A 25,378-nucleotide genomic window follows, 5' to 3' on the forward strand; every position below is an offset into this window, starting at 1 on the left:
ACACCTTTTCCATTTTCAGTGTAATTATCCGTTTTACTCGGCAATTTCTTTATCTTTCCTGGATGTAACCAGAATGGTTACCACCATAATGATAAGCAAAACAAAGGTGGCATACCCATATTCTTTGCCGGAAAATTCAATCAGGTCTTTCAAGCGGCCAATAAGCAGCGAAATACGGCCCATGACGGCAAATCCGAAAGATGCGCCGAAAGTAATCATCAGAAAGTAGATTCCTACCCGGCTGATCTTCCCAAAAACGCCTTTGTGTTCCACAGAGAAAAAGAAGTAGAAGAGGCCGGAGACCACTCCGACAATAAGCACAATATTATTGATGCTTTCTCCGAGATTTCCGGTCCATAGGGGTAAGATGGTACCCTGAATCTGGGATAGGACATCCGAACTCAGGTATCCGTAGAGTCTGAGTCCGGCGGCCATACCAACCACATAGGCCAAGGACCAGCGACTGATCCAACCAATACTGGGGAAAAGACGCAGAAGCATAAAGATACCCAGAATCAGGGCAATCAGATACATAAAGCTTTGTTCCTGATTACCGGGAATACCATTTTCAGGGAAGACCGTATCGCTGATTAAGTTCAATCCCTTGTAGAGCTTATACCAGAACACATTGAAACCTGTGAGGGTTTCGGGATCCGCATGGGGCCAAAGCCGGCCGAAAAGATTCGGGCGGACCTGATTCCAGAAGGCAATCGTTGCCCAGTGTGCGGCGGAAACACCCACGTAAACATGTTCCGCCAATTTATAAAAGGGGTTGTCTTTATAGAGATAGCTGAAGATAGCCAATGTTAAAAAGACAGCAACCCAGGCGCCAAAAACATCATTATACATCGGTGCCTCCTAATACTTCTTTTGGGTTTTACGTTTCGCGTAATAAGCAATGTTTCCCAGGATAATAAAGAGGACAATCACCAGGTGGGCAATGGACTGTGCATCCATGGATTTTGCCGCTTCCCCACGGGTATTCCACAGCCCGTATTCCACCATGAGGGCTTCATACTCGGCGGCACCGGGCATACCGGCAACAACTCCCTTCATCTGTCCTGATTTTACATACGGCAGCAGTTGATTCACCTGAATGGAGGCATTTCCACTGCTGATTGGAATCTGGAGGGGATCTGAGGCATACAGAACCCATTCAATAGCGCCCGGATATCCGGCAGACAGGCTGAAAATAAAATCCACATCCGCCACGGTCCGGATATCTCTCATCAGGGGGATTTCCGAGATATCCGTCTGTTTGGAATCCACGGTAAAATTGGCGGCAAAACTTTTGGTAATTCCCTTGATCACCGCTTCATTACCGGGCCTGTATCCCAGATTCACATAATCCACGCCATACTCCAGATCGCGAAAACGTTCATCGTTCAACACCTCATCCAGAGCTTCCCGGGCCATAAACAGTCCGTCCGGCCACAGGCACATAACCACCACTTTATATCCACGGGCAAAGAAGTGCCGCAACACACTTATGGCCATGGGATGGATTTCCGGTTTGGTGGACGGCCCATATTCAAATGAAATGAGAACAGTCGCATCATCGGGAAGGTTATGGATTGTTTCAAAGGCATCCCGTGTGAGACCGGTAGGTTCAACCGGAAGGTTCAGGGGAACCAGAAGCGGGAATAGCACAGCCAGTCCGATAATGAGAAAGATAATGCGACGATCCAGTTTGTCCAGATTTTGCAGAAATGCATTAAATTTGCCACTCATATTACTTCTCCCCCATAAATGATTTTTCGATTCCCAGAATCACCCGGAGGGATGTACCCACAATACCGAGCCCGATACCGATCATAATCGCCCTGGCACCGGCAGCGTTGGGATACTGATAAATCCACTCCTGGAGTCTTGGCAGATGCAGCCACTGGAGCCAGGATGGCAGCCATCCGGTAAGATAGGCCCCCAGGGGAACCCGGCCGATCATGATAATGATACCTGCGGCGAGGAGAATGGTGGCTTCCAGGTTTCTGATCTTGAATGCCCTGTATGAGGCAGAAGCCACAAAAAAGGCCAGAAGGGCAAACATGGTGGATGTAAGGGGTGTAAAGATGGAATAGAAAATCCAGCTATAGAATGTTCCCCTTTCCTGAAGGTGACTTCCCCAGGGTAATTGTTTGATTTCCACAACCGCCCCTTTGCTGGAAAGTTCGTTGTACAGCTTCAAAGCACCACCATGTGTGTAAAAATTGCAGTTAATTGGTTTTCCCTTCCCGATTTTTGAAAAGGCTCTCTCCACGGCATCGATTTCTGTATGGGTGACTTCACTGACTCTTTGATTGAAGTATGGAGCATTGGGACCTACATCCTTTACCTCGAGGTAATATCCACCTTTAAAGAAAAAACCGAAGGTGAGGGTGAGAAAAAAACCAAGGACGGCGGCAAGACTGTAGAACCAGCCTTTTTGCCGGCGGATCACTTTTCTTCCCTGTAATTTTAACAGATTCAGAGCCCCCAGGATCATGGCAAAACTTGCAATGATATCGAACCACTGGGTTGCATGAATCTCCAGGTTGGCAAAGGGTTCATGAGGAATAAACCATGAAAGCAGCATGATCACGCCGACAATAAACACAATAGCCAATGGAACTTGTCGTTTTAGAAACATCGTTTACTCCTTTAGAGATTGAAAATATCTTTAAAAAATGTAAATCCCAGGGACTCAAAAATCACCCCCAGGAGAATGGTTATCATGATTGCCCCTTTGATGATATCCTGACCTTTGATGGAACCCAGTAATTTAGGGTCCTTTCCCAGGTAGGCACTGGCAGCAAAGAACTCTTCGCCGATCAAGGTATAATCACAGGCTGTTACAAAAAACGGGATCTGGGACGGCGAGCCGGTCCCGGCAATCTGAATGGCACCGATGGAGTTCCCGGTTTCAGCAAGAATCAGGGATTCGGCATAAAACTTTCCCTGGAGGAAAACGGCAGCAGGTTTTTCCCGGAGCATAATCCCATCCACAGCGGCGGCAAAGGCAAATTGATCATCGGTGTAGTAATGGACCATATCGGGGTTAAATAAATCGGGGCGTCCTTCACTCAAATAGGATTCATGCACAATCTCCCGGGAGGCTTCCATCACCAGGGAACGTGATACGGGAACGTTCAGGCTGGCTTCATACCGGGCGGTCATCTTGGCAACATGTCCCAAAATGATCACACCGGAAATGGTTTCAACCTGGTCAAGATCCATAATTCCCGGAACATAGAGAACCGATTTGCCCATTTCCGTTGCCCGGCCGACGGCTTCCTCAAAAGCTTTTAAACCAGCGATGGGACGCAGGTAAATCTCTTTCATCTGGCGGGCTTTCCGGATATAATATAAAATGATCCCGGAAAAGAGGATCATCGTGATAAAACGAACGATGCGTTTCGTATTGAACCACATTGCTTCGGTGATCACAGGTTCCGTAACAGCTTCTTCCAAAACGTTCAGATCCTTATCGATAGCTGCCACCTTAAAACGGGTTGGAACACCATTATCAATGTCAAAATGCATATCTTTGTCCAGATGTGCATAGCTGATAATGAAATTCCAGTCCTGTTCCTCTTCGGATTTTTGAAAAATATCATATCTGAAAGCCTGGTCCACCGGATTGGCGTTGAGTACAACAACCCGGCCTTCCGGGTCCCCTTCCTTAGGAACGGCAACAGGATCCAGAGCTCCCAGGAGGGGGGCCACTGTTCCAATCATCATGCCCAGGATCAGGAAAAATCCATTTCGTTTCATAGATCCTCCACTCTTCACATGTCGTCTGCCGACAGTTAATATATTATTTATTCTTTGTTTTCTTAAAAAAGCGCCTTTTCCGTTCTTTTTTTTCAGGTTCAGGTTCTTTTTCGCTTTCCAGTGCTTCAATGCGTTCCATGAGCCGTTCCACATTTTCCCTTTCTTCCATGAATTCTGCCAATCCATAGATGTCTGAACTGGGAAAAAAGGATTCCAAAACCGGACCGAAGAAAACCACTGCCTGAGAGCCGATAAAATTCATGGGTTTAAAGGTCTGTATAAAAAAGACAGCCGGCACGGACATTCTCCGGCGGACGATGGCCTGGGCAATTTTATCTGCCATGACCTGTTTTTTGTCTTTTTCCTCAGTCATTCGTCTATTCACCGGTTCCTATTTTCCGTGCCACGATAGCTTCAACCTCATCCCCTTTCTGACCGGTTCTGAGAAGCCAGGCCCGGTAATTATCAAGGCGGGAAGGCTTTTTCATGGTGTATAATTTAAGCGCATTTCCACTCCGTTCCCAGCGGCGGAATTCTTTCCAGTCCCGCTCTTTCGTCATCCACCCTGTGCGGATTCTGATGCCCTTTTCCGTCAATGTATAATACACGGGAACGAAATAGGGTAAAACATAACCTCCCAGTACAACAAGCGACAAAAAGAGGAAGATAAGGTTTCCACCGGCAATTCCTGCAAAAAAGGAGACCGTAAGTATGAAAATCAGAACGGCAATGCCTTTGCCGGGATTCTGCTTCACCATGTGAATCTTCCAGGTCATAATGGTGTCATCATTCATTGCTTATCGTTTATCCGGAAATATTTACCGGATTATTATAGGAAATATAAATCCTGAAAAAAAGGATAAACTCCGATGGGGTTCCGGAATTTGCATTCACAGGATTGTATTATTTTGTCTCATAAATCTCAAGATTGGCGCGGGGGAGCATAACTTCTTTATTTTGCTCATAGATCTTTACTTTAGCAACCCGGGCCATGGAGCCTGATTCCAGTTTTTGCAGGGCATGAGGCAATTCTGTTACTTCACCCAGCAGACCAAAATAGGGGGCCCGAATTACCCGGACAACCGTACCAACATCCATGCCTTTTACATCATCCGCTTTGACTTTATCATCAGCTTTTTCGTCGAGGCAGATAATGACTTCCGGACGAATCACACCGGCACGAATCTGGGTTGCCCCGTTGATAGACGCAATATCCCCTTCATGGTCTTTCAACAACTTGAATGTTTGTTCGGCCATACGGATTTTACCAAATCCTTCGGTTACAATCAGGGTAGTCTGAACCGGCTCTTCACCCGTAATGGCAACTCCGATATCATAGCCTACAATATCTTTAATGTCTTTATAATTGAAACCTCCCACAATGATACCTTCCACACCCAATTTTTCTGCTTTTTTGAAGGCATCCAGTGTCATAAAGGCTCCGGCAACCAGGACTTTCCCCTTACAGGAATCATCAATCAAATCAGCAGTCAGGGTACCCCCGGGATTTTCGGTAAGGATTTTTATGGCACCCCGGCGCTCTCCGCCGATACCGAAAATTCCCTGAACAAAAGCGGCTGTAGTCCGGATGACAACCCCTTCTTCCGGAATCACTTCATCAATAACCCCGTTAATATAGGCATTGATATTGACCGGAATCGGATCTTCCCGGATAATCGCCTGTCCCGTGACTGTGGAAAAGGAATCCAGTGTTCCGGCCACAGGGGACTTCACAGAACTTTTAAAAAGGCCGAAAATGCCTTTGGTTTCTGCCAGAATATCTCCTTTCTGAATAACATCCCCCTCTTTTTTTATCATAAAATCATTCAACTCAGAGGGATCCACATTCAGAAAATTGGCCACATTGACGGGAAAGACATTTCCCGGCAGATCGGTATGCGCCACGACATCCTCAGCTTTCACCAAATCCCCTTTTTTAACTTTCACATTCCCTTTCAGAGGAAGGCGTCGGGTTTTGGTAAGCTTTGTTTTCGCAAGGACTTTCAGTCCCGGTGTATATGCATGAGCCATAACTATCTCCGCTTAGCTTTCAAATTCTTTCACTGCCTGACTCCAGACCTGGAGTTTTTTAACCCTTTCTGCGAGATTGGCAGGAAGCATGAAGGGATTCCTGCCCCGGGCATCAATGATGATACCCACCAATCCGCCATAAACTGTAGTTCGAATGGCATTTCCCGGACCATCGCCCACATCCACGCCCCGGACCGGAATAATTTCAGCTTTAACGGGCGTGTACGGTGCTTCAATCAAAATCATATCACCAAAGGGAATTGCCTGATTGAAAACTTTCCCTTCCGGGAGTTCCAGTTTTACCGTCACAAAATCCTTACCCGGTTTTACCGAACCGACGGGAGCAATGCAGGTCCCCAGGCGCAGGAGACAATCTTTATTAAAGACTTCTGTCGCCGCTTTTTCATGAACACTGGCCAAAACACCCAATTGAGGCATCATAAAAATACTGTCCACGGCCAACTGTGTGATCCCTTCGGGGAGAAAAGCATCGATCATCATCCGGGCGGATTGATGGCGCCGGGGTGCATGGGATAAAACACCGCCGCTGCCGACCAGCAGATCCAGATCCATCATATTCACCAGTGTTTCCCCCGTGGAGGACTGGTCAAAGGTATCTGAAATCGTCCTTTCTTTCTGGACCCCCTTCAGTCCCACGGCAAAGGATTTATGCTGCACAAAAGAAAGCCTTAGGGCTTCCCGGGCAATTGCCTGCTCAATTTTCAATTCTTCCAGACTCTGGGGGATAGTGGTCGGTCGGATCATTTTATTGCCAATCCGGTTCCGTAAATCTGTTTCGTTGATATCAAAGGGAACCCAGCGCAGAATATTCTCAAGCTTAGCTTCGGCAAGCACATTGGAAATGGAATAACTCATCCCCAGATTGGCACTGACCGTCCGGTTGAAAACCGGTTTGCCGGAATCCGGGTCTTTGAAAACGGAGAAAACATCTGTCGTTGCTCCGCCGATATCCACACCTACAACAGAAATGTCCTCATTCCGGGCAATGACCTGAATAATGGATCCCACAGCTCCCGGTGTGGGCATGATGGGTGCATTGGTCATATCCATGAGCTTCTTATATCCCGGAGCCTGAGCCATCACATGCTCCATAAACAGGTCATGAATTTTATCCCGTGCCGGCCCCAGATTTTCCCGTTCCAAAACCGGTCTCAGATTAGGTACGACACTCAGATCCGTCACCTCACTTAAATTCTTTTCAATTTCCGGTGCTGCCTTTTTATTCCCCGCGTAAATCACGGGAAGACGATAATTTATACCGAGCCGGGGTTTGGGGTTGGATGCACGCAATAATTCGGCCATTTCCACCACATGACTGATGGTACCTCCATCTACTCCTCCGGAGAGAAGGATCATGTCCGGACGCAGATGTCGGATACGGGATATTTTTTCATGGGGCATCCGGCTGTCATTGGAGGCCAAAACATCCATGACAATGGCTCCAGCTCCCAGGGCAGCACGCTCTGCCGATTCAGCACTCATAGCCTTTACCACACCGGCCACCAGCATCTGGAGACCTCCGCCGGCAGAACTGGTGGAGATGTAGATATCCACACCTGTATCCCCCTTTTGCGGACTTATAATCTTGTCGTCATCCAGGATAGTCCGTCCCCGAAGCTCTTCCACTTCCTTTACAGCGTTCAACACACCTTTTGTTACATCCTCAAAAGGTGCTTCCACAGTTGTCGGAGCTTCACCCCGCGTCACAAGTCGGTATTCATCTCCCCGTTTTTCAATCAGAATTGCTTTTGTTGTAGTACTTCCGCAATCTGTTGCAAGGATTGATTGAATATTTTCAGGTTTCACAGTCAGTTCTTCCATGCTTCCACCTTATTTAAACAAAACGGATTAACAAATAAAAATAGACAATCGGACCTGTAAAAGCCAGACTATCCAAACGGTCCAGGGCTCCCCCGTGATCCAATAACAACCGGGAGGTGTCTTTTACGCCGATATGACGCTTCAGAGCAGATTCCACCAGATCACCCAATTGACCAAAAATCCCGGCTATTAATAACAGCACCAGATAATCCCACCAGGTAAAGCTCTTGATCCAACCATAGCGGGCTGCCACGAGACCGACAACCAGGCTCCCAATAAAACCGGCAATCGCTCCTTCCCAGGTCTTGTTCGGGCTAATGGTGGGGCTCAATTTCACCGTACCGTAAGCGGAGCCCAGAAAATAGGCCAGGGTATCACAAATCCAGATCATTGCCAGCATAATATAGAGAATTCTTGCCCCTTCAAAGGAATCCCACCCTGTTTGCAGGGATATCCCCCGTATCAGGGCCAGACTTGTCAGGGCAAGGGTCGGGTAAATCATGGACGCACCGGCATACAATACCGTGTTAAATTCCGACAAAGGTCTTCGGAACATCATCAGCAAAACAGTTACAGACCATGCCCCCAAAAGAGCCGGATAAACCCACATCATTCCCCCGTAATATGCCAGATAAACCAGTCCGGCATTGAAGAGGGATAAAAAGAAAATCCCCGTTCTTCCAGGGATTTTCAACAGTGTCAGGAATTCGTATGAGCACAAAAGGACGGCGATGGCAATAAAGGATACAAACCATACACCCCCTGCAGCAATCAGGGCCAAAATAACCGGAATACCAATCACGGATATCAGTACACGGTTGAACAGGGATGTATTCGATTTATGTCTCATCATATAGCTTGCGAAATTAAATGTTTCATTGCGAATTCGCAAACTTAAAACGTTTAACGGTTGAGACATCCCACCTACATCCGGTCGGCGAATTTGTGTTTCTGGAAAAATGAGAAAAGGACCGGCACAAAAAAGAGTGTCAGGAGAGTGGAGACGAATAAACCGCCGATAACGGCTCTGGCCATGGGTGTCCAGATTTCGGCACCTGAACCCAGTTCCAGGGCCAGGGGCATCATGGAGAGAATGGTTGTCATAGCCGTCATCAAAATAGGACGGAGCCTGGTTTTGGCACCGACAATAATAGCATCATTGAGTTTCATGTCTGTTCTGTTCAAAATCTGATTGATATAATCGATAAGCACAATCCCATTATTCACCACAATACCCACCAGGAGCATCCCTCCGATCAACACCGTGACTCCGATGTCGGTCCCGGTGATCAGCAGAGCCCAGATTACCCCTATAAAAGCCAGGGGAACGGTAAACAAAATAATGAAAGGATCGAGGAGCGATTCAAACTGGGAAGCCATCACCATGTACACAAGGGCAATTGAAACAAGAATAGCAATAAACAGATAGAAAAAAGATTCCTGCTGCTCTTCTGCAGTCCCGCCTATTTCATACCTTACATCCGGAGGGAATGGGACTGTTTTCAGTTGCCTTTCCAGATCGAGGCGAATACTTTGAAGGTCCCGGCCGCTGGTACTGGCATTCACGGAAACAAAACGGCTTTGATCCTCACGATTGATCTCCGTGGGACCGTCATGCACACCCACTTTCACCAGGTTTGAGAGGGGAACCTGTTTACCGGTCGCAGTCGGGACGAGAATCTGCAGGATATCCTCCTTATTCAAACGGTATTTCCTGTCAAAACGAACGGTCACGTTATACTCTTCTCCCCTTTCCCTGTACAGGGAGACAATCGACCCTTTGATGGCCGTATTGATGGTATTGGCTATCTGGGGAACCGATAATCCCAAGGCACTAACCCGTTCGCGGTCTATAAAAATCCGGTATTCCGGCTTCGGTTTGGTATATGAATAATTAATATCCACAAGGCCGGGCATATCTTCCATAATTTTCCGAATATCGACAGACAATTGTTTTATTTCATCCATATCCTGGCCAAAAATCTTGACACTTAAGTCGCCTTCAGCCCCGGTTATGTGGCCACCCCTTTGAAAGGCAAGTTCAATACCGGGAACCTTTGAAAGCCTTTCACGGAGATCATCCTCGATGTCAAACTGGCTGCGCTCCCTTTCATGCTTAGGCAGGAGAGAGATAAACACAGACGCGTTATTATTGGAACCACCAAAGAGAGCGGTAAAACCTTCGCCTGTCCCGAAATTTACATACAGATTGGTCATCTCCGGGACTTCTTCAGTAATGATCTCTTCTACTTCAGCCATGATCCGGTTCATTTCCGGCAGCGAAATCCCCACTTCAGCCGTCACATTGAAAGAAATCATATCCTCATCGGTCCTGGGGATAAATTCACCACCGATATTGCCGGCTAAAATCATCGAAATCACGGCAATACCGATTACACTAAGCACAAAGAGTTTTTTATGGGCTAAAACCCATTTCAGGGATTTCTGATAGAGATCCGAAAGCTTTTCGAGGAATCTTTGGATGAAGGTATCAAACCAGCGGGTCAGTTTGAAATGGTGTTCCTGCTGTTTGAGAGAGAGGAATCGCGAAGATAAAAGGGGAATCAGTGTCAAAGCGACAAAGAGAGAGGTCAACAGGGAGACAACAATGGTCAGGGCCATGTCTTTAAAAAGCACGCCAGATATTCCCGGCAGAAAAAGAATCGGTACAAAGACAGAAATCGTTGTGAGAGTTGAAGCCGTAATGGCCATGGAAATCTCTTTTGAACCAATTTCTGCGGCTTTTTTAATAGGTTCATTCAGCTCATGGTTTCGTCTGAAAATATTTTCAAGGACCACAATGGAGTTATCCACCAAAAGGCCGATTGCCAGTGCCAGTCCCGCCATGGAAATAATGTTCAGAGTAATCCCGAGCTGACTCATGATGAAAAAGGTAAGGAGGATTGAGATAGGAATTGAGACAGCTACAATGAGGGAACTGACAATATGCCTGAGGAAGAAGAAAAGAACCAGAGCAGACAGGATAAAAGCAAGAACGGCTGTTGAGGAGAGGTTCTGAACCGATTTTTCAATAAACTCTGCCTGATTAAAAATGATATTGAACGATACATTATTTCCGATTTGTTCTTCCAGGATCGGCAAATAATTAATGATATTATTACATGTATTGACAGTATTGGCATCAGACTGCTTGGACGCCACAATCACAATACTGTTTTCACGGTTATTGCGAATGACTTGTGTTACTTCCTTGTAGCCGTCCACAACTTCGGCCACATTTTTCAGATAGACCGGTTTACCCGTCGGTGAATAGCCGACTGTTACATTCCGAATATCCTCCACATTGCTGAACCGGGTTTCCGTAATGACTGAAAACTCCTTCCGCCCCTCTTCAAGGAGTCCGCCGGGAATATCCAGGTTTGCCATACTCACGGCTGATTTAATCTGATCCATACTCAGTCTATTTGCAGCCAGACGGTACGGATCAATCAGGATCTGAATCTCCCGCTCAGTCCCACCGGCAATGTTAACCGATGCCACCCCTTCCAGCCGTTCCAACCTGGGCTGGGCTTGTTCGGTCAGCACCTGCTTTAATTCAACTTCTCCCAGTTTGTCAGATGTTACATTAAAAATCAGAATCGGCTGCATGGACGGATTGAATGCAAAGGTAATGGGTTCACTGGCATCTGTTGGCAAATAATCCCTGACCATATCAATGCTTTTCCGGATATCATTTTCCCCTACATTGATGTCCGTCCCCCAGGAAAATTCCACAAAAATCACGGAGATCCCGGTCCGGGAAGTCGAACTCACATGTTTCACCCCTTCCACAGAAATCACAGCCTCTTCAAGGGGACGGGTAAGAACATTTTCGATATCCTCAGGCCCAACCCCTTCATAGGTTGTAAAAATGGCTACAAAGGGGAGGTCCATATCGGGATACAAATCGATTTTCAGTTGAGACAATCCGAACAACCCTGCACCTACAATCAGGATATAGATCATAAAAAAAGTAATGCCTCTGCGAATACTGACTTCAGATATATTCATATATTTGTCCTATCCTTACGAATTCACCTTCACAATATTGACCATGGTGGAATCCCGAAGATTTGCCCGGCCTACTGATACAACCCGGTCTCCTTCTTCCAGTCCGGAAACAACCTCCAGAAATAAACCGGAACGTATGCCGATTTCAATTTCTTTTTCCAAAGCGAGGCTGTCTTCAACAACAAATACGGAAAAAATCTGTTCAATTTCCGTATCCCGGATGGAACCACCGTTAAGGTGGCGGGAAGTTCTGACATCCACATTATTCCGGTTTACCAGCAGAACGTTATCTTTTGACTGAACAATAATTTCAAGCCGTGCAAACATCCCGGGGGTCAGGGAATTATCGGGGTTATTCAACAGGATTTCCACCTGGCTGGTCCGGGTTGCCGCATTTACAACCGGTGAAATCCGTACAACCCGTCCCTCGAAAACCCGGCCCGGAAAGACATCCACATAAACATTGACTTTTTGTCCCTTTCTCACCAGCCGAATGTCTTTTTCAATCACATCAACCGTAATTTTCAAAGGATCTTTTTGAGTTATGGTTACAATCGGCATCTGTCCTGCCGCCATATCACCCACATTGAGCATCTTGCCAGAAACGTATCCGTCTATGGGAGCTTTAATAACTGCATCCTCCAGCTGCTCTCTGGCCATCTTATAACCGGCTTCAGCCTGAGCCACCCCGTTTTTGGCCACCTCCAACTGGGTTTTCAGCTGCTCATACTGACTTTCACTCACAGCCTCTTCCTTGTAGAGTTGTTCGATTCGGGCATACTCCAGTTTCAAATTTTCAAGCTGTGATTTTGCACTGGCCAGGGCTGCTTCTGCCTGATAAACCGATTGTTTTAACTTAGAATCTTCCACGCGGGCAATAACTGTTCCCTTGCGAATATAATCCCCGTTATTGACAGGAAAATCTACGATACGGTCCGGAATTTTTGCAAAAATCCGGGCAGAAGTTTCCGCCTGGATATCCCCCAAATATGTCAGTTTGTTTTGAATACATCCATACCCAACAGTTTCAACCTCGACAGGAACAATGACCAGGTCGTCACTCCGTTTATTCATGGCATTGGAACGATCGATGACCAACTGCATTTCTGCGATCATGCGCCGGGCCGACTGATTATCTTCCTTGTTGTCAAATTGAGAGACAATATTCCGGATATCTGCGGCAAGTTCCCTGTAATCTTCTGCCGTTTGCTGTGATTTACGGAAAACTATCACAACTGCTATGATAATCATCAATACAATAAGTGCAATGATCCAACGTTTTTTCATGAGCTTATACCTTATAATTTATTTACTGCCTGTTTCAATTGAAGAATCGCTGTATTGTATTCAAACACAGCGCTCAAATAGGAACTTCGGGCTCCCAGTGCCCCGCTTTCGGCATTCAGGACTTCCACCTGGGTGGCTCCGCCGTTTTCATACATGATTTTCACCATTCTCAGGGCTTCATCAGCCTGTTCCACAAGTGTTGCATTGGATTCTACCTTTTCACGGGATTCAAAGACTTTAAAATATGCCTTTTCCACGTCTGAAAGAATGAAATCAATCGTCTGTTCCACCTGGAGTTCATGCTTCTTCAATTCTATATTTGCCTGTTGTACAGATGCCAAATGTTTACCACCGCTCAGGAGTGGTATTGACACACTTACAGAAACATTTTTACTGCGATAATACTCCATGTCGTCTTGCGAATCTGCCTGGGCCTGATGACGCACATCGGCGCTGAGGGATACTTTCGGAAGGGCTCCGCTGGCTGCCAGCAACCGCCGGGATTTGAGCATCTTTTCCTGATATTTCAGCAATACCAATTCATAACGGTTGGCCAGGGCTTCCTGTTTGATTTCTTCAAGGGCTGATTCCCGAAACGGATTGTCCATCAGCGTCAATTCACCGCTTAATTCTATTTCTTCATCCGTTTCAAGATTTAAAAATGTTATCAGATTTGTCATCAGGTTCTTTTTCCGGTTTTTCAATGAAAGCAGGCGGGGACTGATTTCCCTGTACTTTACTTCAGCCTGCAGGACCTCAAACTGGTTAGCTTTTCCGGCAGCTTTCATCTTCCTGACCATTTCAAGGTTGGCCAAAGCAGAGCGTTCTGCTTCTTCCGTGGCCCGAATCAGGGATTCCATCAGGAGAATTTGTTGATACAGGGTGCGAACCGTGAGAATAACATTGTTTTTCTCTTGTTCTTTCTGAATTTCCGCCATCTCCTCTCCTGTTTTCGCTAACCGAACGGATGAAAACAGAGCACCGCTTGTGAAGAGAGTTTGGGAAACGGAAATGCCACCGGTAGAATTATAGGTGGATCCCATTGTAATAGGCTGAGGACCGGCACCGGGAATATCAATTACGACAACAGGAAGTTCAAAGTTTTTTGTATACTGTCCATAAACACTGAATTGAGGCAATAAACCTCCAACAGCCTCACGAAATCCGGCTTCCGCCTTTTTCAGAGATGCTTCCGCCATTTTCAACCGGATATTTTTTTCCAGGGCAATCTGTTCTGCCTTTTCAAGGGTCAGTTCTTCCCCCTGAACAGGAAGAACGGATACACAAAATATGATCAATAAACTGAATAATCCTCTATTTCTTTGTTTCATGTGACGCTATACCTCCTTCAAGTATCCCGAGAACCATTGATTTCATTTGATTGTCCTCAATTTTTATGTTTTCACGGTAAATCACGGAAAATTGGCCGTGTAAAATCCCAAAAACAGCTCCGGTCAGCATTGGGATGTCGATATCATTCCGAATCCCCCCCTCCTTTACTCCTTTTTCCAGGATTTTTGAAAGGCAATCAAAGTTTATTTTCCAAAAACGGTTGAACTCCATAAAAATCCTGTCCTTGATGGCGCCGCTGGAAAATTTGTTGATAATCATCCAGTGATCTTTTTTAAACTCAGAAAAATAGATCATCTTTTCAACCCATTCAGACAAAACATCCCAAACCGGCTGATCACTTTCTGAAAGCTGCTGACTGATCCGGGTCAAATCGGCAAAAGAATCCTTTATAATATCAAAAAACAGTTCTTCTTTACTTTCGTAATGATAGTATAATGCAGCTTTCGTTACTCCCACCTCTTTGGCAATTTCCCGCATGGATGTGGCATTATAGCCTTTTAATGCATAGAGGTGTGCTGCTGTTTCCTTTATTTTCTCCCGCATAAGCCTCCCTACTTACCGACCGGTAAGTTAGAGGTTTTTTCCATGAGTCCCAAGGAATTTTTTGTGCCACTTTGATGAAAATCACGTTTTAAATTCAGTTATACATTTAAGGAGGTTTTATGAAATTACGTTTTTGTGCGATTACAGTCCTGTTACTCACGGCTCTTACAGCCTTTTCTTTCGCGGAAGAATACCAGGCAACATTTATACACTGGAATGATTTTCACAGCCGGAATATGCCGTGGAAACCCGGCAATTACAATCCGGATGGGCACATGGCAGGCGGGTACGCCTATCTGGCGGGACTTGTAGATTCCCTGAGAGAGGTCTATCCAAAAGCTTTGGCCGTCCATGCCGGTGATGATTTTCAGGGGACGCCCATCAGCAGCATCACCCGGGGATTGTCTCAGATTTCCATCCTGAATGAAATCAAACCGGATTTTTTCACAGTGGGAAACCATGAATTTGACTACGGTTTAACCCGGTTGCTGGCCTTGCAGGATTCTGCGAAATTTGACATGTACGCAGCCAATGTACGACGGGACAAAAAAGGGCCGAGACTGTTTAAGTCCCTGATGATTCCGGATAAATTTCCCTTCAAAGCCGCATTGATTGGTCTGACCACAGATGATTTATACACCCTGTGTCTGCCCACAAACCTGGAAGGAATTTATGTGGAAGATCCGGCAGAAACGGCCCGGTATCTGATTGATTCCCTGAAAAATGAGGGGGTTGAATTCATTGTGGCCGTCACCCACCAGGGAATTGGTGAAGATATCAAACTGGCACAGGAGATTCCGGATATCGACCTGATTATCGGGGGGCACTCCCACACTTATATGAGCAAACCCCGGATCGAGGGTAACACATATATTGTACAGGCATCCAGCAGTGGTCGTTATGTGGGGGAAATCCATCTGAAAACAGATGGAAAAACTATTCAGGATTTTGATTTTAAGATTCTTGAAGTCCGTCCTGACAAATTAAAACCCTCACCGGAAGTCGCCAGGATTGTGGAATACTATGAAGCACAAGCAGGAAAAGCACTGGATGAAGTCATTGGAGAATTGAAAACGGACTGGTCCCGTAAAGGTGTGGAATCCAATCTGGGCAACTGGTTGACTGATGCCATGCGGGCTTACACCGGGGCTGATATCGGGATACAGAACAACGGCGGCATTCGAAAAGATCTGCCGGCAGGTCCCATTCGTGTCCGGGATATCTGGGAAATCTCACCCTTCAGCAATAAAATTATTACTTTCACTGTCACCGGCAAAGAAGTCCAAAAAATGTTGGATTTTCAGGTAAAACGTGGCATTTCCCTCCAGTTTTCCGGAGTCACCTTCGTTGCGGATACAACAAAAGAAATAGCAAGGAAAGTCCGGATAGACGGGAAATGGGTTATTCCCTGGAAAAAGTATACCGTCGCCACAAATAATTATGTAGGTGAACAGCTTGAAAAATATTTGGGACTTTCAGACAGGGACATTAAAAATCTGGAGATTTTAGACCGGGATTTGTTTTTGAAAGCAGTCAGAGACCAAAAAATCATCAATTCAAAAGTTGAAGGGCGTATCAGGATTCAGTAGGCACCGGTTCATAGATTAACGGGCGGGGTTTTTCACCTTGCCACTCCAGATGGTGAAGAGCTTCCCCGTCCCAAACAGCATAGCTGGCATGCTTCATCCAATCTCCCAGTACCATGGCTTCCTTCCCATTTTCTGTCCGCCTTGAGGGATAATGGACATGTCCCATCATAGCAATATCATACCCCTCACGGTTTTTATTCTGCAGGTAATCCAGCATTTCATTCGCCATGGCGTTGAGATTTGACCATTTTTTAGAGGTGTATTCACGGCTTGTGTGACTGATTTTCCGGGCCGTGGCATAAATCCCCTCAATACGGAAACGATTCAGTGCCCAAATGGCTAAAGGGAAACGAAGCAAACGCTTCATCCAACGGTAGCCTGTGTCATCTTTTAATAAACCATCTCCATGGGTGAGATAAAACCGTATTCCCCGATGAAAAAAATCCATGTGATCGTCATAAAAGGTGATATTCAGAGATGGACAAAGAAATTTATAGAGCCAGAAATCATGATTACCGCCAATGAGGTGGATGGGAATTCCTGCATTCCTCAATGCTTTCAGTTTAGTGTATACATCCTGCAACTGACTTGGGATATAGTCATTCTGATCCCACCAGAAATCAAAAAAATCACCGAGAATAAAGAGGGTTCCCCCGCCTTTTTTCACATCCTCAAGAAGGGCAAAGACCTTTTTACGTTTTGCCAGTTCCCGGTTGGTCAGTTCGGTTGTAAAGTGAACATCCGATATAAAGGTAAAAGGAAGGGGAAGGTCTGCTTTCTTCCCCTTCATCAGATGATTCGGTGTAATTTTTGTTTTGACTCTGAAAATTGACAGGATGAACCTACTTTCCCAGGGTGGCCACCATAACCGCTTTTATCGTATGGACCCGGTTTTCTGCCTGGTCCCAGACACGGCTGGCCGAAGACAGTATCACATCATCGGTAACTTCCATAGCTTCAAGGCCGTGCTTCCGGTAAATTTCTTCACCGATAAGGGTATTCCGGTCGTGAAAAGCGGGTAGACAGTGAAGAAAGATTGTTTCGGCATGACCGGTGCTTTCCAAAAGCTTTTTATTCACCTGATAGGGTTTCAGAAGTTTGATCCGGGCTTCAAATTCCGACTCTTCACCCATGGAGACCCACACATCGGTATAAATGACATCGGCATGAGCCACAGCTTCATAAGGATCTTCCGTCAGGAGGATTTTTCCGCCGGTTTTCTTTGAAACATCCAGCATCTCATCAACCAGCGTTTTTTCGGGGAAAAGGGAAGCCGGCGCACCAATTCTGAAATCCATTCCCATCTTTGCAGCACCAATCATGAGTGAGTTGGCCATATTATTCCGGCCGTCCCCCACGTAGGCAAAGCGGATTCCTTTCAGGCGACCCAACTGTTCCTGCACGGTCAGAAGATCCGCCAGAACCTGTGTGGGATGGTATTTGTCCGTCAGTCCGTTCCAAACAGGCACCCCCGCATATTCCGCCAGCGTTTCCACGGTGGAATGGGCAAAGCCCCGGAATTGGATACCGTCAAACATGCGCCCTAAAACCCGGGCTGTATCTGCCACAGACTCTTTTTTCCCCAGTTGAATGTCATTTTTACCCAGAAATTCAGGATGGGCACCTTCATCCACGGCCGCCACCACAAAAGCACAGCGGGTCCGGGTGGATGTTTTTTCAAAAATCAAGGCAATATTTTTGTGTTTCAGGTTTTCCGCAAAAATTCCGGCGTATTTATCCGCTTTCAGCTTTTCCGCCAGTTTCACCAGGAAACGGATTTCCTCCGGAGAATAATCCTTCAGTGTCAGTAAATGTCGACCTTTCAAATTGAATGACATAGGGCTCCTTTCAAATGCTGAATTCTGAATTTTAGTTTTAAGATTTAAGTATTGTATGAATTAAGAATAGAGATTGGAAAATTGGGACTGGAAAAAGAAGCATTTCCATCAAACTCAAAACTCTTAACTCCAACTCATCACTCCTACAATATATATCTGCTCATATCCTCGTCCGTCACGATATCATCGATATTCTCGTGGACGGTTTTTGCATCGAGAATGAATTTTTTGGGTGTATCAGGGGCATTAAACATCACATCGTCCAAAATGCGGGTCAGGATGGTATGAAGGCGGCGGGCACCGATATTCTCGGTCCGGTCGTTTACCTCCGTCGCTTTTTCCGCAATGACTTTCAGGGCTTCCTCTTTCACAACCAGTTCAACCCCTTCAGCTTTGAGAAGAGCCTGATACTGTTTAATCAGGGCATTCCGGGGATGAGTCAGGATTTTAATGAAATCCTCGGTCGTCAGGCTGTCCAGTTCCACCCGAATGGGAAAACGCCCCTGCAGCTCAGGAATCAGATCAGAAGGTTTACTGGTATGAAAAGCACCGGCAGCAATGAAAAGGATATGGTCTGTCCGCACAACCCCGTATCGGGTATTGACGGTGGATCCTTCCACAATCGGCAGCAAATCCCGTTGCACACCTTGCCGGCTTACATCGGCACTCCGCTCTGAATTGGAACTGGTGGCAATTTTATCAATTTCATCCAGGAAAATAATACCATCATTTTCAACGCGGCTCAGGGCTTCCTGCTGGATTTTGGCTTTATCTACCAATTTATCCGCTTCCTGTTCCGTGAGAATTTTTTTAGCCTCGCTGACCTTCACTTTCTTCTTTTTTTTCTTTTTTCCAAAAAGATTGCTCATGGCACTGTTCAGAAATTCAGAGGCTTCATCTATGCCGCTGCCTCCCATGGGACCCATAATAGATATACCGCCAACACCCAGAGAATCCTGCAATTCCACTTCAATATACCGGTCGTCAAATTGACCGTTTTTATACATTTCTTTCAGTTTTTCACGGGTTTTCCCAACCCGTTCCTGTTCAATTTCATCTTCCAGTTCTTTCTTTTCCACGGGGAAAAGGATATCCAGAATCCGTTCTTCGGCAATTTTTTCCGCCATTTCCCAGACCAGGGCTTCATGTTCCTGTTCCACCATGTGAACGGCAATGGCCACCAGGTCACGGATCATGGATTCCACATCACGGCCCACATACCCCACTTCGGTAAATTTTGTGGCTTCCACTTTCAGGAAAGGCACATTGCCCAGATAGGCCAACCGGCGCGCGATTTCCGTCTTCCCTACACCGGTGGGGCCAATCATGATGATATTATTCGGAAGGATTTCTTCCTTCAGATTATCCGGCACCTGTTGCCGGCGCCAGCGGTTCCGAAGCGCAATGGCTACAGCCCGTTTTGCTTTTTGCTGTCCTACAATATATAAATCGAGGGCTTCGACAATTTCTTTTGGTTTCAAAGGCATATTACAACTCCATTACCGTAATATTTTCATTGGTATAAATACAAATAGATGCCGCAATTTTCAGGGATATTTCTGCAATCTCCCTGGCGGATAAATCGGTGTAAGCCACCAGGGCCCGTGCAGCTGCCTGAGCGTACGGACCGCCGGAGCCGATGGCATATATTCCGTCGTCGGCATCCACCACATCCCCTGTACCACTGAGAATATACCCAGCTTCTTTATTCAGAACAATCAGAAGGGCTTCCAAACGACGCAGGTATTTATCACTCCGCCACTCTTTTGCCAATTCGACAGATGCACGGGTAATGTTCCCTTTATAGTTTTGCAGTTTTTCCTCAAATTTTTCGAAAAGAGTAAAGGCATCGGCTGTGGCTCCGGCAAAGCCGGCCAATATCTGATCATGATAAAGGGAGCGTACCTTCACAGCTCCGGCTTTCATGATCGTTTGCCCCATGGTCACCTGACCGTCTCCGGCAATAGCCACTTTTCCGTTTCGCCGAATACCCAGAATGGTTGTTCCATGTATTTGATTCATTTTTATGTCCTCTTTTTAATGATAAATGCTTTGTGCGATTCCTTGTTCCAATGTTATAATTCACGTCTTAATCTGGCAACGGGAATTCCCATTTGTTCACGATATTTTGCCACGGTTCGCCGGGCGATATTGAATCCCCGTTCTTTCAAGGCCCGGACCATTTTTTCATCATTGAGGGGATGCCGTTTATCCTCACGGTCCACAATTTCTTTCAGTGCCTGTTTAATCAGGCGCGTGGATACATCGTCGCCGTCCACATCTTTCATCCCCTCGGAAAAAAAATATTTTAACTCATATAACCCCACGGGTGTCTGGACATACTTGCCGTTGGTAACCCGTGAGATAGTGGAAATATCCATGCCCACTTCTTCAGCAATATCTTTTAAAATCATGGGTTTCAAACTATCCGGCCGTCCTTCAAAAAAGTGCCGTTGCCTTTTAATGATGGCTTTCATCACCCGGATCATGGTGTCACGGCGCTGATACACAGACTGAATGAACCAGCGGGCGGAATCAATCTTTTTTTTCAGATAATCGCGGGTTTCCTTATCCAATTTCTTCTTTTGAGACGCCAGCTCCAGATAAGTAGATGAAATTTTAAGTTCCGGGATGGATCCGTCATTCACCGTGACCTGAAAGGTGCCGTCCTCTTCAGTCACAATCAGATCGGGAACCACCACATAATTGGCAAAGGACGAATCATCTGACGCCGGTTTGGGGTTCAGGCGGCCGATAATTTTCCGTGCTTTATTCAAATCCTCCCGGGAAATTCCCAGTTGACGGATAATTTGCTCGTAACGGTGATTGGCAAAATCGTTAAAATGGTCTTTTACAATATTTACCACATAGTCCGGGACATCCATTTCTCTTAATTGGCTTAAGAGACATTCCCGTAAATCCCGTGAACCGATACCCGGCGGATCCATCTGCTGAATGAGTTTAAGCACTCCCTCCACTTTTTCCGGTGCAACATTCAAACGGTAGGCGATATTTTCAACCGCCACTTTCAGATAACCATCGGAGTCTGTATTCCAGATAATCTGTTCGGCAATCATCATGTCTTCTTCACTAAGACCGCTGGTGCGGATCTGCTGTAAAATTTTCTCAAAAAATCCGGGGGTATCGGGTTGTGGAAGGTCCGGTAACTCTTCCTGTCCTCCGTATGAGAGTCCGGCCGACCGGTTCGCCCGGCTGAACAGCGATTCCCAGTCATATTCCGGATCATCATAGGTTTTATGACTCTCCCGGTTTTCATCCCCCTGTTTCCGTTCCAGTTTTCGGAGTGTTGCCTTTTCGTCAATTTCCAGTGCAGGATTTTTTTCCAGTTCTTCATCAATGGCCTGTTCCAGATTTTGGATGGGCAATTGTAACAGAGCAGAGAGTTGAATCTGCTGAGGTGTAAGTTTTAGAAGTTGTTCCTGAGACAGGTGTAATTTGAGGGTCATAGGAATTTTATCGGTCAAGTTTGAATTTTTCGCCCAAATAGAGTTTTTTCGCATCGGGATCTTCAGCCAGGAAGTGGGCTGTGCCTTCCTTCAGGATTTGTCCTTCGAACAACAGGTAAGACCGGTCCGTAATACTCAGGGTTTCGTGGACATTATGGTCTGTAATGACCACACCGATATTTCTTTTTTTCAAATCCAGGATAATGGACTGGATATCCTCAACGGCGATGGGATCAATACCGGCAAAGGGCTCATCCAGGAGAATAAAATCCGGGTGAGAGGCCAATGCACGGGCAATTTCAATTCGACGTCGTTCTCCGCCACTCAGAGTAAAAGCTTTGTTTTTCCGGATATGCTGAATGTGGAATTCATCAAGTAAGCGGTCAATTTCCTTTAAAATCTCTTCTTTGCGCAAACCCATCATTTCCAGAACCAGGCGGAGATTATCTTCTACGGAAAGTTTTCTGAAAACGGAAGCTTCCTGGGAAAGATAACCGATTCCCAATCTGGCCCGTTTATACATGGGAAGCTGTGTTATTTCCCTATCATCCAAAAAAATCCGGCCGGCATCGGGGCGGATCATGCCGGTAATCATGTAAAAAGTCGTTGTTTTTCCTGCACCGTTTGGACCCAGGAGTCCCACAATTTCCCCTTTTTCGGCATGGACGGATACATGATCCACCACTTTTCGTTTCCCGTATATTTTTACAAGATTTTTCGCTTTCAGAATTTTCATGGCATATCCGCTTAATCTTCCACGTCATATTCCCGGCGGGTGCTGCCCCGGGGTTTGTCTATCGTCCAGTTTTCAAGCCTTACATCACTTCTGAAACCCGTCCCATAGAGCGTATCCTTTTCAGAAAAGAGTTCAATATCCCCGTCTGTGTAGACCAGGTTACTGTCATTCAGCCAGAAAAGCGTTTGGGAATACATCACATATCCCGTATCGGACCGGAACTCCACATTGCCAATGGCAATAAGGTTTTGCTTTCTTTCATTGATAATCCCGCTGTCTGATTTCAGGAAAGAGGTATGCCTGCCTTCATCATTGTAAAAATCCACACGCATACTGTCCCCAATATATACTTCACCGGTCTCGTTAAATTGTTTCATCCTGCCGGCATAGACCCGGGCACTGAGTTTTTCATTCCGACTCATGGTTAAAACGGCATTCCAGCTTTCCTGGTCAGGGGCTGTCCATTCTTTTTCAAGTTCTTTTTCATCCAGTCGGGAACAGGCCGGACACAAAATGAACAAAGCGGTGCTTATAATAATCAGCCATATCAATCTCTTGAAAAATGTGTTTTTCATCCTGCCTATACAATCCCGGATTTAAGAATATCATGGATATGAATCAGTCCGATAGGTTTCAGGCTGCTGTTATTCTGGACTACAAAGACGGAGGTAATGCTATATTTCTCCATCTGGTGAAGTGCACTCACCGCCAGGCGTCCCGGTGTAACTTTTTTGGGATTCCGGGTCATGATATCTATCGGTTTGCACTTAAAAATATTCTCATACTTTTCTACAGCCCGTCTTAAATCCCCGTCTGTCACCACACCGATAAGTTCCCCTTTGTCATTCAAAACCCCCACAATTCCGAGGTTTTTTGCTGTCATTTCCATAACAAGGTTTTTCACTGATGTATCTACCCTTACCACGGGCAACTCTTCATTCCGGTGCATCAGGTCGCGGACCGTGAGGAGGAGTTTTTTCCCCAGCATACCGCCCGGGTGGCGGATTGCAAAATCCCGTTTGTTGAACTGCCGTTGTTTCAGCAGGGCAATTGCCAGGGCATCACCCATAACCAGTGTGGCCGTACTGCTGGAAGTAGGGGCAAGGTTCATGGGGCAGGCTTCTTTTGCCACACTGACATCCAGGAGGTAATCACATCGCTGGGCCAGGGTAGAATTCTGATTTCCGATAAAACCCACGATTTTGAGCCCCATACGCCGTATGGATGGCATAATCTTGATTATTTCATCCGATTCTCCGCTGTTAGAGATAATGAGCAGGATATCCTCGGGAGAAATCATCCCCAAATCACCGTGTTGCGCTTCAGCCGGATGGAGAAAGAAGGCAGGAGTACCTGTACTGGAGAGTGTTGACGCAATTTTACGGCCGATGTGTCCCGATTTTCCAATTCCCGTTACAATAACCCGTCCCTGGCAACTCAGAATCATATTCACCGATTTTGAAAAATCACCGTTCAGCCGGGGAATAAGGTTTTTCAGGGCATTAATTTCATCATCAATAACTTTTTCCGCATCTTTGATTGGATTACTCATGATTTTCAACCTGTGTATAAAGCATTCTCATTTTATACAATGCCGATTCAAAGCGTTCCTGTGTTTTCAAAATAAGTTCAATAATTTCCCGGACGGCTCCGTGACCTCCTTCTGCCGTAGTCACATAATCCACAATCTGCCGGATTTCTTCCCGGGCATTGGCAACAGAAAAGGAAACACCTGTTCGCCTTAAAACCGGTTCATCAATAAAATCGTCACCCACATACGCCACATCCTCATCGGACATTTTAAATTTTTCCAAAAGTATTTCATAAGGAATTGTTTTATTCATATACCCCTCATACACCAGATCAGGAGATATTCGGAGTTCTTTAATCCGTTGCCGGGTTGCTTCCGATGACCGCCCCGATATAATGGCTATGGGAAGTTCGGCATACCGGGCCAGCACGATAGCCGCGCCGTCTGTTGCGTGAAACCGCTTCATTTCACCCATGGCCCCAACATAAAATGAACCGTCGGTATGTACACCATCCAGATCAGTAATCAGCAATTTAATTTTTCGAATCCGTTTTTTTAAATCATCTGTCATAAACACTTCAACTCCGTATAATGGATGCCAGGATTTTCAGTTCAGAAATCAGTTCAAACGTTTTATCCAAAGGCCACTGGGTAGCACTGTCGCTCAGGGCATGTTCCGGGTCATGATGAATTTCCATAAAAATCCCGTCCGCTCCGGCGGCAACCGCCGATTTCGCCAGGGTGGGGACATATTCCCGCATGCCGCCGGTCTCATGCCCCCGCCCCCCGGGAAGCTGGGCGCTGTGCGTTGCATCAAAGACAACCGGGACATCCAGTTTTTGCATTTCAGGAATAGCCCGCATATCGGCTACCAGATTGTTATAACCGAAACAGCTTCCCCTTTCGGTGAGCATTACCTGCTGATTCCCAGACTCGAAACACTTGTTGATCGCCTCTTTCATGTCCCAGGGCGCTAAAAATTGTCCCTTTTTAATATTGACCACCTTCCCGGTTTCTGCTGCAGCCGCCAGCAGGTCGGTCTGCCGGGACAAAAATGCCGGGATCTGTAAAATATCCACAATTTCTGCAACGGTTTTTGCCTGGCCGGAGTCATGGATATCCGTAAGGACCGGCATGTGGAAGGTTTCACGGACCTCACGTAAAATGGCCAGGCCTTCCTCCAGTCCCGGGCCCCGAAATCCATGAATGGACGTCCTGTTTGCCTTATCAAAAGAAGCCTTAAAAACAAAAGGAATGCTCAGTTCATTGGCCATCTTCGTCAGCATTTCCGCCATGTACAGGGTATGGCGTCGACTTTCGATGACACAGGGACCCAAAATAAAAAAGAGGGGTTTTCCTTTTCCGGCATGAAAGGGAGGAATATGTAAGGGATTCATCAT

General features: G+C 46.2%; 24 protein-coding genes. 1 reads left to right on the forward strand and 23 read right to left on the reverse strand.

What is annotated here, in order from left to right:
* Positions 1-33: 33 nt before the first annotated feature.
* The 13 genes from J7K63_01685 to J7K63_01745 all read right to left on the reverse strand — a co-directional run bounded on the left by J7K63_01685 (position 34) and on the right by J7K63_01745 (position 14,817).
* Positions 34-849, reverse strand: a complete 816-nt coding sequence (locus J7K63_01685) for a hypothetical protein (protein MCD6233736.1) — start codon at positions 847-849, stop codon at positions 34-36.
* Positions 850-858: 9 nt separating this feature from the next.
* Positions 859-1,731 (reverse strand): hypothetical protein, encoded by an 873-nt coding sequence (locus J7K63_01690; GenBank protein MCD6233737.1) that lies wholly within the window; start codon positions 1,729-1,731, stop codon positions 859-861.
* Position 1,732: 1 nt separating this feature from the next.
* Positions 1,733-2,626 (reverse strand): hypothetical protein, encoded by an 894-nt coding sequence (locus tag J7K63_01695; GenBank protein MCD6233738.1) that lies wholly within the window; start codon positions 2,624-2,626, stop codon positions 1,733-1,735.
* 11 nt (positions 2,627-2,637) lie between these two features.
* On the reverse strand, positions 2,638-3,408 hold the full coding sequence (locus J7K63_01700) for a hypothetical protein (protein ID MCD6233739.1): 771 nt from the start codon (positions 3,406-3,408) through the stop codon (positions 2,638-2,640).
* Positions 3,409-3,793: 385 nt separating this feature from the next.
* The gene (locus J7K63_01705; protein ID MCD6233740.1) at positions 3,794-4,123 is read right to left on the reverse strand and encodes a hypothetical protein; all 330 of its coding nucleotides are present in this window, start codon (positions 4,121-4,123) and stop codon (positions 3,794-3,796) included.
* Positions 4,124-4,127: 4 nt separating this feature from the next.
* Positions 4,128-4,544: a hypothetical protein gene (locus tag J7K63_01710; GenBank protein MCD6233741.1), complete on the reverse strand. Its 417-nt coding sequence runs from the start codon at positions 4,542-4,544 to the stop codon at positions 4,128-4,130.
* A gap of 109 nt (positions 4,545-4,653) precedes the next feature.
* Positions 4,654-5,781 carry a hypothetical protein gene (locus J7K63_01715; GenBank protein MCD6233742.1) on the reverse strand — a complete coding sequence of 376 codons (1,128 nt, stop codon included), beginning with the start codon at positions 5,779-5,781 and terminating at the stop codon, positions 4,654-4,656.
* Positions 5,782-5,793: 12 nt separating this feature from the next.
* The gene (locus tag J7K63_01720) at positions 5,794-7,623 is read right to left on the reverse strand and encodes a glutamate mutase L (protein MCD6233743.1); all 1,830 of its coding nucleotides are present in this window, start codon (positions 7,621-7,623) and stop codon (positions 5,794-5,796) included.
* A gap of 13 nt (positions 7,624-7,636) precedes the next feature.
* Positions 7,637-8,476 carry a phosphatidate cytidylyltransferase gene (locus tag J7K63_01725; protein ID MCD6233744.1) on the reverse strand — a complete coding sequence of 280 codons (840 nt, stop codon included), beginning with the start codon at positions 8,474-8,476 and terminating at the stop codon, positions 7,637-7,639.
* 71 nt (positions 8,477-8,547) lie between these two features.
* The gene (locus J7K63_01730) at positions 8,548-11,634 is read right to left on the reverse strand and encodes an efflux RND transporter permease subunit (GenBank protein ID MCD6233745.1); all 3,087 of its coding nucleotides are present in this window, start codon (positions 11,632-11,634) and stop codon (positions 8,548-8,550) included.
* A gap of 15 nt (positions 11,635-11,649) precedes the next feature.
* Positions 11,650-12,921 (reverse strand): efflux RND transporter periplasmic adaptor subunit, encoded by a 1,272-nt coding sequence (locus J7K63_01735; GenBank protein MCD6233746.1) that lies wholly within the window; start codon positions 12,919-12,921, stop codon positions 11,650-11,652.
* Positions 12,922-12,932: 11 nt separating this feature from the next.
* A complete protein-coding gene (locus J7K63_01740) occupies positions 12,933-14,252 on the reverse strand; it encodes a TolC family protein (GenBank protein ID MCD6233747.1) in 1,320 nt (439 codons plus the stop codon).
* Positions 14,236-14,817, reverse strand: a complete 582-nt coding sequence (locus J7K63_01745) for a TetR/AcrR family transcriptional regulator (protein MCD6233748.1) — start codon at positions 14,815-14,817, stop codon at positions 14,236-14,238. Before J7K63_01745 ends, J7K63_01740 begins: the two co-directional genes overlap by 17 nt.
* A 119-nt stretch (positions 14,818-14,936) precedes the next feature.
* On the opposite strand from J7K63_01745, the gene J7K63_01750 reads away from it, so the two are divergent.
* Complete coding sequence (locus tag J7K63_01750) at positions 14,937-16,406, forward strand: bifunctional metallophosphatase/5'-nucleotidase (GenBank protein MCD6233749.1); 1,470 nt, start codon at positions 14,937-14,939, stop codon at positions 16,404-16,406.
* Here the strand turns inward: J7K63_01750 and J7K63_01755 are convergent.
* The 10 genes from J7K63_01755 to kdsA all read right to left on the reverse strand — a co-directional run bounded on the left by J7K63_01755 (position 16,393) and on the right by kdsA (position 25,375).
* The gene (locus tag J7K63_01755) at positions 16,393-17,196 is read right to left on the reverse strand and encodes a UDP-2,3-diacylglucosamine diphosphatase (GenBank protein MCD6233750.1); all 804 of its coding nucleotides are present in this window, start codon (positions 17,194-17,196) and stop codon (positions 16,393-16,395) included. The two genes, J7K63_01750 and J7K63_01755, sit on opposite strands and share 14 nt — an antisense overlap.
* Before the next feature lie 52 nt (positions 17,197-17,248).
* The gene (argF, locus tag J7K63_01760) at positions 17,249-18,244 is read right to left on the reverse strand and encodes an ornithine carbamoyltransferase (GenBank protein MCD6233751.1); all 996 of its coding nucleotides are present in this window, start codon (positions 18,242-18,244) and stop codon (positions 17,249-17,251) included.
* Positions 18,245-18,387: 143 nt separating this feature from the next.
* Positions 18,388-19,731 (reverse strand): ATP-dependent protease ATPase subunit HslU, encoded by a 1,344-nt coding sequence (hslU, locus tag J7K63_01765; GenBank protein ID MCD6233752.1) that lies wholly within the window; start codon positions 19,729-19,731, stop codon positions 18,388-18,390.
* Between the two features lies 1 nt (position 19,732).
* Entirely contained in the window at positions 19,733-20,266 is a 534-nt protein-coding gene (gene hslV / locus J7K63_01770; GenBank protein MCD6233753.1) for an ATP-dependent protease subunit HslV, read from the reverse strand.
* Positions 20,267-20,319: 53 nt separating this feature from the next.
* On the reverse strand, positions 20,320-21,711 hold the full coding sequence (rpoN, locus tag J7K63_01775; GenBank protein MCD6233754.1) for an RNA polymerase factor sigma-54: 1,392 nt from the start codon (positions 21,709-21,711) through the stop codon (positions 20,320-20,322).
* Positions 21,712-21,718: 7 nt separating this feature from the next.
* On the reverse strand, positions 21,719-22,447 hold the full coding sequence (gene lptB / locus J7K63_01780; protein MCD6233755.1) for an LPS export ABC transporter ATP-binding protein: 729 nt from the start codon (positions 22,445-22,447) through the stop codon (positions 21,719-21,721).
* A gap of 11 nt (positions 22,448-22,458) precedes the next feature.
* Positions 22,459-23,022 carry an LPS export ABC transporter periplasmic protein LptC gene (lptC, locus tag J7K63_01785; GenBank protein ID MCD6233756.1) on the reverse strand — a complete coding sequence of 188 codons (564 nt, stop codon included), beginning with the start codon at positions 23,020-23,022 and terminating at the stop codon, positions 22,459-22,461.
* A gap of 5 nt (positions 23,023-23,027) precedes the next feature.
* Positions 23,028-23,999: a KpsF/GutQ family sugar-phosphate isomerase gene (locus J7K63_01790; GenBank protein ID MCD6233757.1), complete on the reverse strand. Its 972-nt coding sequence runs from the start codon at positions 23,997-23,999 to the stop codon at positions 23,028-23,030.
* Complete coding sequence (locus J7K63_01795) at positions 23,992-24,549, reverse strand: HAD hydrolase family protein (protein MCD6233758.1); 558 nt, start codon at positions 24,547-24,549, stop codon at positions 23,992-23,994. Before J7K63_01795 ends, J7K63_01790 begins: the two co-directional genes overlap by 8 nt.
* A 7-nt stretch (positions 24,550-24,556) precedes the next feature.
* Complete coding sequence (kdsA, locus tag J7K63_01800; GenBank protein ID MCD6233759.1) at positions 24,557-25,375, reverse strand: 3-deoxy-8-phosphooctulonate synthase; 819 nt, start codon at positions 25,373-25,375, stop codon at positions 24,557-24,559.
* Positions 25,376-25,378 lie beyond the last annotated feature (3 nt).

Source organism: Candidatus Neomarinimicrobiota bacterium (assembly GCA_021157965.1).
In the GTDB taxonomy this organism is placed as follows: Bacteria; Fidelibacterota; Fidelibacteria; order Fidelibacterales; family Fidelibacteraceae; genus Fidelibacter.

Bases quoted from the DNA above. Each gene is read 5' to 3' on its own strand.
- J7K63_01685 (MCD6233736.1), bottom strand. From the start codon at position 849: ATGTATAATGATGTTTTTGGCGCCTGGGTTGCTGTCTTTTTAACATTG.
- J7K63_01690 (MCD6233737.1), bottom strand. From the start codon at position 1,731: ATGAGTGGCAAATTTAATGCATTTCTGCAAAATCTGGACAAACTGGAT.
- J7K63_01695 (MCD6233738.1), bottom strand. From the start codon at position 2,626: ATGTTTCTAAAACGACAAGTTCCATTGGCTATTGTGTTTATTGTCGGC.
- J7K63_01700 (MCD6233739.1), bottom strand. From the start codon at position 3,408: ATGTGGTTCAATACGAAACGCATCGTTCGTTTTATCACGATGATCCTC.
- J7K63_01705 (MCD6233740.1), bottom strand. From the start codon at position 4,123: ATGACTGAGGAAAAAGACAAAAAACAGGTCATGGCAGATAAAATTGCC.
- J7K63_01710 (MCD6233741.1), bottom strand. From the start codon at position 4,544: ATGAATGATGACACCATTATGACCTGGAAGATTCACATGGTGAAGCAG.
- J7K63_01715 (MCD6233742.1), bottom strand. From the start codon at position 5,781: ATGGCTCATGCATATACACCGGGACTGAAAGTCCTTGCGAAAACAAAG.
- J7K63_01720 (MCD6233743.1), bottom strand. From the start codon at position 7,623: ATGGAAGAACTGACTGTGAAACCTGAAAATATTCAATCAATCCTTGCA.
- J7K63_01725 (MCD6233744.1), bottom strand. From the start codon at position 8,476: ATGATGAGACATAAATCGAATACATCCCTGTTCAACCGTGTACTGATA.
- J7K63_01730 (MCD6233745.1), bottom strand. From the start codon at position 11,634: ATGAATATATCTGAAGTCAGTATTCGCAGAGGCATTACTTTTTTTATG.
- J7K63_01735 (MCD6233746.1), bottom strand. From the start codon at position 12,921: ATGAAAAAACGTTGGATCATTGCACTTATTGTATTGATGATTATCATA.
- J7K63_01740 (MCD6233747.1), bottom strand. From the start codon at position 14,252: ATGAAACAAAGAAATAGAGGATTATTCAGTTTATTGATCATATTTTGT.
- J7K63_01745 (MCD6233748.1), bottom strand. From the start codon at position 14,817: ATGCGGGAGAAAATAAAGGAAACAGCAGCACACCTCTATGCATTAAAA.
- J7K63_01750 (MCD6233749.1), top strand. From the start codon at position 14,937: ATGAAATTACGTTTTTGTGCGATTACAGTCCTGTTACTCACGGCTCTT.
- J7K63_01755 (MCD6233750.1), bottom strand. From the start codon at position 17,196: ATGAAGGGGAAGAAAGCAGACCTTCCCCTTCCTTTTACCTTTATATCG.
- argF (MCD6233751.1), bottom strand. From the start codon at position 18,244: ATGTCATTCAATTTGAAAGGTCGACATTTACTGACACTGAAGGATTAT.
- hslU (MCD6233752.1), bottom strand. From the start codon at position 19,731: ATGCCTTTGAAACCAAAAGAAATTGTCGAAGCCCTCGATTTATATATT.
- hslV (MCD6233753.1), bottom strand. From the start codon at position 20,266: ATGAATCAAATACATGGAACAACCATTCTGGGTATTCGGCGAAACGGA.
- rpoN (MCD6233754.1), bottom strand. From the start codon at position 21,711: ATGACCCTCAAATTACACCTGTCTCAGGAACAACTTCTAAAACTTACA.
- lptB (MCD6233755.1), bottom strand. From the start codon at position 22,447: ATGAAAATTCTGAAAGCGAAAAATCTTGTAAAAATATACGGGAAACGA.
- lptC (MCD6233756.1), bottom strand. From the start codon at position 23,022: ATGAAAAACACATTTTTCAAGAGATTGATATGGCTGATTATTATAAGC.
- J7K63_01790 (MCD6233757.1), bottom strand. From the start codon at position 23,999: ATGAGTAATCCAATCAAAGATGCGGAAAAAGTTATTGATGATGAAATT.
- J7K63_01795 (MCD6233758.1), bottom strand. From the start codon at position 24,549: ATGACAGATGATTTAAAAAAACGGATTCGAAAAATTAAATTGCTGATT.
- kdsA (MCD6233759.1), bottom strand. From the start codon at position 25,375: ATGAATCCCTTACATATTCCTCCCTTTCATGCCGGAAAAGGAAAACCC.